The organism is Pseudomonas sp. CYM-20-01 (assembly GCF_023169845.1).
Taxonomy (GTDB): domain Bacteria; phylum Pseudomonadota; class Gammaproteobacteria; order Pseudomonadales; family Pseudomonadaceae; genus Aquipseudomonas; species Aquipseudomonas azotoformans.
On record NZ_AP025169.1, the window covers coordinates 1,805,210 to 1,816,697 of the forward strand.

The following is an 11,488-nucleotide window of genomic DNA, read 5'->3' on the forward strand; positions in this document are numbered from 1 at the left end:
GGGTTACTCCCCCTGGCCAGCAGCGGCGGCAGGAGCGGGAGCAGAACCGGCAGGCTTGGCGTTGTCGGCGTCCTTGACCTTGACTTCGATGCCCGGCTTGATGAATTGCAGGCCTTCGGTGATCACGCGGTCACCGGCGTCCAGGCCTTTTTCCACCAGCCAGTAGGCGCCGGCAGTGCGGTTTGCCACCAGTTGACGCTGCTCGACCTTGTTGTCCTTGTTCACCACCATGGCGGTCGGGATACCTTTGATATCACGGGTCACGCCTTGTTGCGGTGCCAGGATGGCCTTGCTGTTCACGCCGGCTTGCAACTGGGCGTGCACGAACATGCCCGGCAGCAAGGTGTGGTCAGGGTTGGGGAACACGGCGCGCAGGGTCACGGAGCCGGTGGTCTGGTCGACCGATACTTCGGAGAACTCCAGCTTGCCGTCCTGGCCATAGGCAGTGCCGTCTTCCAGGGTCAGCTTGACCTTGGCCGCGTTGGCGCCGGCTTTTTCCAGCTGGCCGCTTTCCAGGTCGCGGCGCAGTTTCAGCATTTCGGCCGAAGACTGCGTGACGTCGACGTAGATCGGGTCCAGTTGCTGGATGACGGCCATGGCATCGGCCTGGCCGTTGCTGACCAGCGCGCCTTCGGTGACCGAAGAACGGCCGATACGCCCGGAGATCGGCGCGAACACTTTGGTGTAGCGCACGTTGATCTGGGCGGTTTGAACGTTTGCTTCCGCGGTCATGCGGTTGGCGACGGCAGTGTCGTATTCCTGACGGCTGACGGCCTGCTCATCGACCAACTGCTTGTAGCGGTCGGAGATGGACTTGGTCTGGGTCAGGCTGGCCTGTGCGCTTTTCAGGGTGGCGTCATACACCGACGGGTCGATTTGGTAGAGCTGTTGCCCTTCCTTCACGTCGCCACCTTCCTTGAACAGGCGCTTGAGAATGATGCCGTTGACCTGTGGGCGAACTTCCGCAATGCGGTAGGCGGTGGTGCGGCCTGGCAGCTCGGTCGTCAGGGTATAGGCTTGCGGTTGAATGGTGACCACGCCGACCTGAGGGGTTTGGGCGGGCGGAGCCGCTTCTTCCTTTTTACATCCGCTGAGCAGCGATGCCAGGGCGACGGCAGTGACCAGAGCGGTAACAGCTGGCTTAAGTTGCATGAAGATCCTCGGGTCAGGCGCGCAGGGTGCGCACAAGAAGTGTGGAAGGGTAAAAAACAAGCTGCGAGTGGATAAGTAGCTTGCTACGCAATATACTTACGTTCATGGTTGTTTGTAAACTCTTGACAGGCTTCGCGGAATGTTGACAAAGCAATGCCCAAAGCCTCGATTTTAGTACGTTCGGCGCCCATGACGGTGTCGTCCCACAAGTATTCAGACGGTGGTCAACCACCACCCACAGTGTCCTGATTGAGGTTTTACTGCCATGGTTCGTCGCACCAAAGAGGAAGCTCAGGAAACGCGCAGCCAGATTCTCCAAGCCGCCGAGCAAGCCTTCTATGAGCGCGGCGTTGCGCGGACCACGCTGGCGGATATCGCCGCGCTGGCCGGTGTGACGCGGGGTGCTATCTACTGGCATTTCAGCAATAAATCCGATTTGCTGCAGGCGCTGCTCGACACGCTGCATGAGCCACTGGACGAGTTGGCCAGGGCCAGTGAAAGCGAGGATGAACTCGACCCGCTGGGCTGTATGCGCAAGTTGTTGATTCATTTGTTCCATCAAGTGGCCCTGGACCCGAAAACCCGGCGCATCAACGAGATCTTGTTCCATAAGTGCGAATTCACCGATGAAATGTGCGACATGCGCCGCCAGCGCCAGACCCACAGCCTGGAATGCAACCTGCGCATCGGCCTGACATTGCGTAACGCGGTCCATCGCGGGCAACTTCCGGAAAACCTCGACACCACCCGTGGCGCGGTGTGCATCCACGCCTACATCAACGGGCTGATCGGCCAGTGGCTACTGGTACCCGACAGCTTCCAACTGCATCAGGAAGCCGAACGTTGGGTGGACGCCGGGCTGGACATGCTGCGCTGGAGCCCAAGCCTGCGCAATTGACACAAAATGCGTAATTGCATCAGGTTGTGTCAACAGTAAAGCCCAAGGACCGTCAATCGTCCTTACGCCTGATTAGTGGGGTGACTTTATATACGGGCTGGCGGGCGGTTGATAGGTAGCCGCCTAAGTATTTTGTAGCGATTTTGTTGCAGGGCTGTGAAGGAATGTTTCCTACAGGACGCTACAAATCAAAATGTGGGAGGGGGCTTGCCCCCGATAGCACAGTGTCAGTCACCCGATTCATTGGCTGACACGCCGCTATCGGGGGCAAGCCCCCTCCCACATTGGGTAGTCGTACTACTTCGGAATAACGATTACAGCGCCAGGGTCGGGTAGTCGATATAGCCGACCGGGCCTTTGCCGTAAAAGGTTTCCGGATGCGCTTCGTTCAGCGGCGCATCGGCTTTCAAACGCGCCGGCAGGTCCGGGTTGGCAATGAATGGCACACCGAAGGCCACCGCATCCGCCTTGCCTTCGGCCAGCCATGCATTGGCGCTGTCCTTGGTGAAGCGCTCGTTGGCGATGTAGGTGCCGCCGAAGGCTTTCTTCAATTGTGGGCCAAGGCTGTCCGCACCTTCTTTCTCACGGGAACAGATGAAGGCGATGCCACGCTTGCCCAGTTCACTGGCGACGTAGGTAAAGGTTTCCGCCAGATTGTCATCGCCCATGTCATGGGAGTCGGCGCGCGGTGCCAGGTGCACGCCCACGCGGCCGGCGCCCCAGACTTCGATGGCGGCGTCGGTGACTTCCAGCAGCAGGCGTGCACGGTTTTCCAGCGAGCCGCCGTACTGGTCGGTGCGTTTGTTGGTGCTGCTTTGCAGGAACTGGTCGAGCAGGTAGCCGTTGGCGCCGTGGATTTCCACGCCGTCGAAGCCGGCGGCCTTGGCGTTCTCGGCACCGGTGCGGTAGGCGTCGATGATATCGGCGATCTCCGCCGTTTCCAGGGCACGTGGGGTCGGGTAGTCCGCCAGTGGACGCACCAGGCTGACGTGGCCTTTAGGCTGGATCGCGCTCGGGGCCACCGGGGCTTCGCCGTTCAGGTACAACTCATGGGAAATACGGCCCACGTGCCACAGTTGCAGGAAGATCTTGCCCCCCGCGCCGTGCACGGCCTTGGTGACGTTGGCCCAGCCGCGCACCTGGTCGTTGGACCAGATGCCCGGGGTGTCCGGATAGCCCACGCCCATCGGCGTCACGGAAGTGGCTTCGCTGAGGATGAGCCCGGCGGAAGCGCGTTGCACGTAGTACTCGGCCATCAGCGCGTTGGGCACGCGACCTTCATCGGCACGGCAGCGGGTCAGCGGCGCCATGATGATGCGGTTCGACAGTTCCAGGTCGCCCAGTTTGATCGGATCGAAAATAGTCGTCATGGGATAACACCTTTCTCTATTAAGTGGTTGATCAGTGGGTAGCGAGGGCCAGGTCGGCATCGCCGCCCTGACGGAAAGTAATCAGCGTCACCAGCAGCGCGAGAATCGCCAGGGCCGCTGCGGCCAAGGGCACGCTGGTCAGGCCGAAACCGTGGGCGATCACACTGCCGCCGACCCAGGCACCCAGGGCGTTGCCGATGTTGAAGGCGCCGATGTTCAGGGTGGACACCAGGTTCGGTGCAGCCTTGCCGAAGGTCACCACGTTGATCTGCAACGCCGGCACGGCGGCAAACGAGGCGGTGGCCCAGAGGAACAGGGTGATTTCCGTCGGGATCACCGCGATGCTGGTCCAGCTCAGCGCCGTGGAGACCACCGCCATGCTGATGAACACGCCAACCAGGGTCGCGGCCAGGCGCTTGTCCGCCAGCTTGCCGCCGATGATGTTGCCCACGGTGAGGCCCAGGCCGATCAGCAGCAGGGTCCAGGTCACGCCCTTGGGCGACACGCCGGTGACATCGCCGAGCAGCGGCGCGACGTAGGTAAAGAGGGTGAACATGGACGCGGCGAACAGCGCGGTCATACTCAGCGACAGCCAGATGCCGGCGCCCTTGAGGGCGGCCAGTTCGGCGCGCATGTCGAGTTTTTCTTCATCACGCTTGGCCGGCAGAAAGCGGATCAGGCCGATCAGCGCCACTACCCCAATCACCGTCACCGCCCAGAACGTCGAGCGCCAGCCAGCTGCCTGGCCCAGTGCGGTGCCCAGCGGTACGCCGAGCACGTTGGCCAGGGTCAGGCCGGTGAACATCAGGGCCACGGCCGAAGCACGCTTGTTGGCCGGCACCAGGTTGGCCGCCACCACTGAACCGATCCCAAAGAACGCACCGTGGCACAGCGCGGTGACCACACGGGCAAACATCAGCACGTTGTAGTCACTGGCCAGGGCGCACAAAAGGTTGCCGACAATGAAGATCCCCATCAACGCTACCAGGGCCGCCTTGCGTGGCAGCCTGGCAGTGGCCAGTGCCATGAACGGCGCACCGATCGCCACGCCCAGGGCGTAGCCGGTGACCAGCCAGCCGGCGCCGGGAATCGACACCCCCAAGTCCGCCGCCACATCGGGCAGCAAGCCCATGATGACGAACTCGGTGGTGCCGATGGCGAAGGCGCTGAGGGCCAGTATGAGTAGCGAGAGGGGCATTCGTGGTTCCTTGTTACAGCGCTGCGCTGTCGTGCGCGCTGAGTTCGGTGGTGAGCGCCGCGAGGAAGGCTTGGATGGTGTCCTCGTTGCGTTTGAAAAAGTGCCACTGGCCGGCCTTCTGGCTGCTGATCAACCCGGCGCGTTGCAGGGTGGCCAAGTGGGCCGACACGGTCGACTGGGACAAGCCGCAGCGCTGGTCGATCTGCCCGGCGCAGATGCCGTATTCGTGGTTGTGCAGTTGCTCGGGGAATTGCACGGTCGGATCTTTCAGCCAGGTGAGGATGTCTCGTCGTACTGGGTGTGCCAGGGCTTTTATTATTTCGTCGAGGTCGATGGACATGGCAGGTGCTCGGTTTCGTACAGCGTTATATCGCGATGAGGCGAACTTTAAATCGGTCTATCCCGATATACCAATATGATTTTGGTCTGAGTCTAGGCTCATTCGGTATATCGGGTTATAACGATACGTTGGCGGCAGTGATAGACTGCGCGCCATGAATTATCTCGCACATCTGCACCTGGGCGGCCAACTTCCTGAGCAACTGCTGGGCAGCCTGTATGGCGACTTCGTCAAAGGCCGCCTGCAGGGCCAGTTCAGCCCGCAAATCGAAGCGGCGATCCAGTTGCATCGTTCAATCGATCGCTTCACTGACAGCCATCCGCTGGTAGGTGAGGCGTTGTCGCGCTTCAGCCTGACCCGCAGGCGCTATGCCGGGATCGTCCTCGATGTGTTTTTCGACCACTGCCTGGCGCGGGATTGGGCGCTGTACGCCGACCAGCCGCTGGAGCGCTTCACCTCGCAGGTGTACCGCGTCCTGGCGGCCGAACCGCAATTGCCGGGGCGGCTGGCGCAGATTGCACCGTATATGGCGGCGGATGATTGGCTGGGTTCGTACCGTGAATTTGCGGTGATGGAGCAGGTGTTGCGGGGAATCTCGCGGCGGCTGACGCAACCCGAGGAACTGGGGTATGCCATGCACGAGTTGCGAGAGTTGTACGAGCCGCTGAGTGAAGATTTCCGACGGTTCTACCCCGATCTGCAAGCATTCGCACAGATCCAGCTGACAAGGTAAAGCTGAATGTGGGAGGGGGCTTGCCCCCGATAGCAATGGTTCAGTCAAAGCATGCAGTGACTGACACACCTCAATCGGGGGCAAGCCCCCTCCCACATTTGAACGGTGTTCACTTGAGTTCAGGCAGCAAATGCTGGTCGAGCATCCACTTGCTCGGCTTCCGGCACCGGCCCAAACAACGCCTTCTGCACCGCCTGCTGCGCCTGATACGCCAGCGCCGCGCGTTCCTGCCCAGCACAGGCAATCGGCTTGAGTACGTGGATTTCCACATCGCCCTGGTCATTGGCAAACAAGCGCATCAGGTGCGAGAGCAAATCATCATCGCCAATAAAGGGAGCCAGCGGGTCCACTTGCCCATCACGCAGGTAGCGGATCGCCACCGGTTGCAGCGACACACCCGCATCAATCGCACTGGCCAGCAGGCGCCCGTGGAAGGTGCGCAGGCTGCGCCCGTCGGTGGTGGTGCCTTCGGGGAACATCAGCAGCGGGTGCTGTTGCTCCAGGTGACGGGTCATCTGCTTGCGGATCAGCTGGCTGTCGCCCGAGCCCCGGCGGATAAACAAGCTGCCAGCCTTGGCCGCCAACCAACCTGCCACCGGCCAGGTGCGCACTTCGGCCTTGGACAGGAATGACATCGGCGCCACGGCGCCGAGCAGCGGTATATCGGTCCAGGACACGTGATTGCTCACCCACAGCATCGGCTGCGTCGGCAATTCACCGTGCACCGTCACGCGAAAGGGCAGGGCGTTGGTCAGCCGCGCCATGAAAAACCGCGACCAACGCTGGCGCCGCACCATCGAATTGGCGATGCCCAAACGCTCGAACACCCCAAACACACTGGCCATGCTCAAGCCCAGCGCCACCACCAGCAGCACCCGGGCAATGCGCCCGTACACGCGCAGGCGGCTCATCACATTGCAGCCTTGAAGTGGCGCGCGTAACGCGGGCACAGCTCATCGCGCTTGAGCAGGATGAACACGTCGGCCACCTGGAAATCTTCATCCCAGCACGGCTCGCCGCAGATCTTGGCACCCAGGCGCATGTAGGCCTTGAGCAACGGCGGCATCTCGGCGATCACGTTGGACGGCAAGTCCAGCGCCGGCAGCGGTTTTTTCGGTTCGGCGCGCAGGTGTTCGTTGCACAGGTAGCGCTCGCGCAGGCGCTGCATGATCGCGTGGGCCTGGATCCCGCCGTCGTGCATCGGGATGCTCGCGCAGCCCATCAGGTAGCTGTAGCCACCCTGGTTGAGCACCTCGGCCAACTCGCCCCACAACACCGCGATAGTGCCGCCGTTGCGGTAGGCCGGGTCGACGCAGGTGCGGCCGATCTCCAGGATCGGGCCCTGCAGGTGGAGCAAGCCATGCAGGCTGAATTCTTCTTCGCTGTAGAACCGGCCCAGGGTGCTGGCGGCCTGGTGGTCCAACAAACGGGTGGTAGCCACCAGTCGACCGCTGTTCAAGTCCCGCACACCGATGTGGCTGCAGTGAACATCATAGTCATCCATGTCCAGGCCCAGTTCCGCGCCTTTCAGCTTGGCGTTGAACTCGCCGCTGAACACGTTGAACCGCAGGGCCTGGGCTTCCTGCAACGCCTGCGCGCCAACCAGGCGTTCGGCTTGCAGACGGCGTTCATTGCCGGTGTCGCTGATGCGGGCGATCTGAGTCATGGCGAATCTCCGAGTGCCAGCCACCTTTCGGCCGGTCGACTTGTTTGTCCAAACTCAGGCTATGTAGGCTCGGTGTCATCTCCATGAAGTTATGGTGACGCTTGGATGACAGGCCTTGTGTAGCAAATCTGTCATCACCCTCGGCTAGGCTCGCGGGCACGAATGCCCCCCTTGAGTCTGCGTCCATGGTCAGAGGCTTGTTGTGTGTTGCCCTGCTGTTCGTCACCGTCACCGCCCATGCCGACACCTGGCCTGACAAGGACTGGGCCAAGGGCACACCGCTCGAAGGCCCGGCTGTCGACGCCCTCAATGCCTACGCTTTCCCAGCGCGTGACGACACCACCCGCAAAGGCATCCGCACCGACGCGCTGCTGGTGATCCGCGATGGCGTGATCATCTATGAACGCTACGGCGCTCCCACCACCGCCAGCACGCCGCACCTCACCTGGTCGGTCAGCAAAAGCCTGATGGCCACGGTGCTCGGCGTGGCCTACGGTGAAAGCCGTTTCAAACTCACCGACCCCGCCGCGCGCTTTTACCCGCCGATGAAACAGCACCCCAAGGTGACCATGGCTGACTTGCTGCACTGGGCCTCGGGCCTGGACTGGCAGGAAGACTACGAATACGCGCCGCTGAAATCCTCGGTGGTGGCGATGCTCTACACCCGAGGCCGTGGCGATATGGCGGACTTTGCCGCTGACACCGACGCGGCGGCTGAGCCGGGCCGGGTGTTTCGGTACTCCAGCGGCGACACCAACATCCTCTCTGCCGCCCTCAAAGGCATGCTCGGCCACAAGGCTTATATGAGTTACCCGTGGGATGCGCTGTTCAAGCCGTTGGGTATTCGCAACGCCATCTGGGAAACCGACGCCGACGAAACCTTCGTCGCCTCGTCCTACGCCTACCTCACCGCCCGCGACCTGGCGCGGGTCGGCCTGCTGATGGCGCGTGACGGGCGATGGGGCGATCAGCAGTTGCTGCCTAAAGACTGGGTCGCCTTCAACCGCCAGCCGTTCGACAACTACAAGGTCGGCCAGGACGAAGCGGCGCCGGGTGGTCATTGGTGGCTTAACAAAGGCGAACCGCGCCCCTGGCCCGACGCCCCCGCCGACACCTTCGCCGCCCTCGGCCACTGGGGCCAGGCGTTGTACGTGATGCCTGACGAACAGTTAGTGATCGTGCGCTACGGCGATGATCGCGACGGCAGCTATCGCCATAACGAACTGCTCAAGCACGTGCTGGCGGCGGTGCAACCATGATCCGCCGTCGGCCGTTTACCAGCCTGTTCCTGCTGCTGTTGCTCGCCCTGCTGGGGTGGATCTGGCACGAGCGCGTCAACCTGCAAGCCTTCCCCGACATCATCGCGGCGTACACGGCCAAGGAATATTGTTCGTGCCGGTATGTGGAGAACAATCCGGCGGCGTATTGCCGGGGGTATGTGAAGCAGTACGTGCCGACGAGTGCGTTCAGCGATAACCCGGAGCGCAGTGAGGTGACGGCGAGTGGGTTGGGGAGGACGCACACGGCGAGGTGGCTGGGGGATCGGCAGGGGTGTCGGTTGGTGCCGTGAGGCTTGTATTCAAACAGATTTCTTGTGTCTTAATCGCATGCGTTGCTCTTCCCTAATCTAATGGGCAGTAGTTTCCGGGAGGGAAGGGGGGTGAAGTACTATTGCTTTCTGCCTGATGAGCCTAACTGTTGAATTAAGTTGCGTTGTTATAGGTGATATTCCAATGTCTTCTAAAAGCCTGTTATTTCTGACAGTTGATGGTGTTGCTCGCTTTGATGAAGAATAAGCGCGTTGTTGTCATGATCGGTTAACTTGAGTAATAGGAGGGCGATGTCATGGGTAGTATTGCTATTGTTGTGACTGGAATTAGTAGTGATGAGAGGGCTGCCGCAGTTTTGAGACGGCTTAACAATTTGGCTGTTCGTGGTCTTGCTTATGCACCCTACGCGGATTTAATATGGTGCGAAACTGCAAAGCCTAACTTGGAGGAAGTGCGAGGATTTAAGTTTGTTGATAATCCTGAATTTGATAGAGGGGTTTTGGCTAATATCACTGGCTTTTTCATGTCGGGGAAGCAATATACTGCGGATTTTATATTGAGTTTGTAAAGGGTATAAAAACTCGTCGGTGATAAGGTTTGATGTCGAAAGGTGGGTGTTAAGTCTTTGGTGTTTACTATGCGATCCGCGGGGAAGTTGAATATTTGTGAACGCAAGTTTGCTCGTGAGAAACGTATAAGCGACGCGTTTAATCAGGTGCCGTTGTTGCTTACGTTCTTCGCGAACAAGCCCATTTCCACATTGGGTTTGCGCCGTTCGTGACATGCGCTTAAGGTTCGTTCAGGTTTTTCGCCCCACGAGTCTTCAATGTTCAACGCTTGCGTCATCAAACCCCTGGCCTTCGCTCTGTTGGCCGCCGCCGCTGTGCCTGCCCATGCCGACTGGTACCTGGATAACGAGTCCTCGCGCCTTTCCTTCGTCACCACCAAAAACATCGAGATCGCTGAGGTGCAGCGCTTCCTGGTGCTGCACGGCAAGGTCGACAGCAAAGGCGCGGCGCAACTGGAAGTGGAGCTGGAGTCGGTCAACAGTGGCGTCCCGCTGCGCGATGAGCGCATGCGCAATCAGCTGTTCGAGATCAAGACGTTCCCCGAGGCGCTGATCAACGCGCAAATCAACCTGCAACCCATCAACGACCTGGCGCCCGGTGCGCAGCTTGAATTGCGCCTGCCGTTATCCGTGACGCTGCACGGCAAGACCCAGACCTACAGCGCCGAGCTGCTGGCCACGCGCCTGGATGACCGGCGTTTCCAAGTGGTCACTCTGGAGCCGCTGGTGGTGCATGCCGAGGACTTCGACCTGGCGCCGGGGGTGGCCGTGCTGCGTAAAGCGGCGGGGCTCAAGTCGATCAGTCTGTCGGTGCCGGTGGGTGCGGTGCTGATCTTTACGGCGCGCTGACGTGAGTGGCGCGGTGTTCCCGTGGCGCAGCGCCAACCGTTTCGAGTTGTTGATCGACGGGCCGAGTTTTTTCCCGCAGATGCTGGTGGGTATCGCCCGCGCCGAGCGGCAAGTCGAGCTGGAGTTGTACCTGGTGGAAGCCGGCGCCTGCGCCGAAGCCATGGTGCAGGCGCTGGTGCTGGCCGCCGAACGCGGTGTGCAGGTGCGCTGCCTGTTCGATGATTACGGCAGCCTGGCGTTTACCCTCGGGCTGCGCAGGCGCTTGACCGATGCCGGTGTGGAACTGCGCTTCTACAATCGCCTGCGCTGGCGCCGCTGGATGCGCAACCTGTACCGCGACCACCGTAAACTGCTGTTGATCGACCAGGGCATCGCCTTTGTCGGCGGCACCGGCGTGACCGATGAATTCTGGACGCCAGGCAAGGACAGCGCCGACTGGCACGAAGTGATGGTGCACATCAGCGGCCCGTTGGTGCAGGACTGGCAAGCATTGTTCGACCGCCAATGGCACGCCAACAACGCGCGTCGCGCGTGGAAACCCGCCACCCATTTCGGCCTGCCACGTTTGCCCAGGATGCCCGCCACCGGACCGGGTCTGGGTCGTGTGGCCTATGCCGATGCCCGCCAGCACCGGGACATTTTGCAATCGCTTATCCGGGCCTTGAACAGCAGCAAGACGCGCATCTGGCTGGCGACTCCGTACTTCCTGCCGACCTGGGGTGTGCGTCGTGCTCTGCGCCGTGCGGCGGGGCGGGGTGTGGAGGTGCGTTTGCTGCTCACCGGCCCGCGCACCGATCACCCGTCCGTGCGCTATGCCGGGCACCGCTATTACCCGCGCTTGCTGCGCTCGGGCGTGCAGATTTTCGAATATCAGCCGTGCTTCCTGCACCTGAAGATGGTGCTGGTGGATGACTGGGTCAGTGTGGGCTCGTGCAACTTCGACCACTGGAACCTGCGCTTCAACCTGGATGCCAACCTGGAAGCGTTGGACCCTGAATTGACGAGGGCGGTGGCGGGCAGTTTCGAACGGGATTTCGCGCAAAGCCTGGCGGTGAGCCTGGAGGCGTGGAAGTCGCGACCGTTGTGGCGGCGGGTGAAGCAGCGGGTGTGGGGGTGGATTGATCGGTTGGTGGTGAACCTGCTGGATAGACGCGGCTAGCCAGT

Annotated in this window: 13 protein-coding genes; 7 read left to right on the top strand and 6 right to left on the bottom strand. The window is 61.1% G+C overall.

What is annotated here, in order from left to right:
• Positions 1 to 3 precede the first annotated feature (3 nt).
• The gene (locus M2497_RS08005; RefSeq protein WP_058425202.1) at positions 4 to 1,152 is read right to left on the bottom strand and encodes an efflux RND transporter periplasmic adaptor subunit; all 1,149 of its coding nucleotides are present in this window, start codon (positions 1,150 to 1,152) and stop codon (positions 4 to 6) included.
• A 265-nt stretch (positions 1,153 to 1,417) separates the two neighbouring features.
• Here M2497_RS08005 and M2497_RS08010 point away from each other — a divergent pair, with 265 nt between their 5' ends.
• Entirely contained in the window at positions 1,418 to 2,050 is a 633-nt protein-coding gene (locus tag M2497_RS08010; protein WP_010212311.1) for a TetR family transcriptional regulator, read from the top strand.
• A gap of 314 nt (positions 2,051 to 2,364) precedes the next feature.
• Here the strand turns inward: M2497_RS08010 and M2497_RS08015 are convergent, their stop codons facing one another.
• The 3 genes from M2497_RS08015 to M2497_RS08025 are packed head-to-tail and all read right to left on the bottom strand — an operon-like array spanning position 2,365 to position 4,958.
• Positions 2,365 to 3,420, bottom strand: coding sequence for an alkene reductase (locus M2497_RS08015; RefSeq protein WP_248486757.1), 1,056 nt, complete (start codon positions 3,418 to 3,420; stop codon positions 2,365 to 2,367).
• A 31-nt stretch (positions 3,421 to 3,451) separates the two neighbouring features.
• Complete coding sequence (locus M2497_RS08020) at positions 3,452 to 4,618, bottom strand: MFS transporter (RefSeq protein WP_248486758.1); 1,167 nt, start codon at positions 4,616 to 4,618, stop codon at positions 3,452 to 3,454.
• 13 nt (positions 4,619 to 4,631) lie between these two features.
• Positions 4,632 to 4,958 carry a helix-turn-helix transcriptional regulator gene (locus M2497_RS08025; RefSeq protein ID WP_248486759.1) on the bottom strand — a complete coding sequence of 109 codons (327 nt, stop codon included), beginning with the start codon at positions 4,956 to 4,958 and terminating at the stop codon, positions 4,632 to 4,634.
• Positions 4,959 to 5,112: 154 nt separating this feature from the next.
• On the opposite strand from M2497_RS08025, the gene M2497_RS08030 reads away from it, so the two are divergent.
• Complete coding sequence (locus M2497_RS08030; RefSeq protein WP_248486760.1) at positions 5,113 to 5,691, top strand: ACP phosphodiesterase; 579 nt, start codon at positions 5,113 to 5,115, stop codon at positions 5,689 to 5,691.
• Positions 5,692 to 5,810: 119 nt separating this feature from the next.
• Here the strand turns inward: M2497_RS08030 and M2497_RS08035 are convergent, their stop codons facing one another.
• Positions 5,811 to 6,602 (bottom strand): lysophospholipid acyltransferase family protein, encoded by a 792-nt coding sequence (locus M2497_RS08035; protein WP_248486761.1) that lies wholly within the window; start codon positions 6,600 to 6,602, stop codon positions 5,811 to 5,813.
• On the bottom strand, positions 6,602 to 7,357 hold the full coding sequence (olsB, locus tag M2497_RS08040) for an L-ornithine N(alpha)-acyltransferase (RefSeq protein WP_003172415.1): 756 nt from the start codon (positions 7,355 to 7,357) through the stop codon (positions 6,602 to 6,604). The genes M2497_RS08035 and olsB overlap by 1 nt, the downstream gene beginning before the upstream one ends.
• Positions 7,358 to 7,542: 185 nt before the next feature.
• Here olsB and M2497_RS08045 point away from each other — a divergent pair, with 185 nt between their 5' ends.
• From M2497_RS08045 to M2497_RS08065, 5 genes are all read left to right on the top strand, one after another.
• Positions 7,543 to 8,616, top strand: coding sequence for a serine hydrolase (locus tag M2497_RS08045; protein WP_248486762.1), 1,074 nt, complete (start codon positions 7,543 to 7,545; stop codon positions 8,614 to 8,616).
• Entirely contained in the window at positions 8,613 to 8,927 is a 315-nt protein-coding gene (locus M2497_RS08050) for an amidase (protein WP_248486763.1), read from the top strand. The genes M2497_RS08045 and M2497_RS08050 overlap by 4 nt, the downstream gene beginning before the upstream one ends.
• 275 nt (positions 8,928 to 9,202) lie before the next feature.
• Entirely contained in the window at positions 9,203 to 9,475 is a 273-nt protein-coding gene (locus M2497_RS30725) for a hypothetical protein (protein ID WP_348984782.1), read from the top strand.
• Between the two features lie 258 nt (positions 9,476 to 9,733).
• Positions 9,734 to 10,324: a YceI family protein gene (locus M2497_RS08060; protein WP_248486764.1), complete on the top strand. Its 591-nt coding sequence runs from the start codon at positions 9,734 to 9,736 to the stop codon at positions 10,322 to 10,324.
• Position 10,325: 1 nt separating this feature from the next.
• On the top strand, positions 10,326 to 11,483 hold the full coding sequence (locus M2497_RS08065; protein ID WP_248486765.1) for a phosphatidylserine/phosphatidylglycerophosphate/cardiolipin synthase family protein: 1,158 nt from the start codon (positions 10,326 to 10,328) through the stop codon (positions 11,481 to 11,483).
• Positions 11,484 to 11,488: the final 5 nt, after the last annotated feature.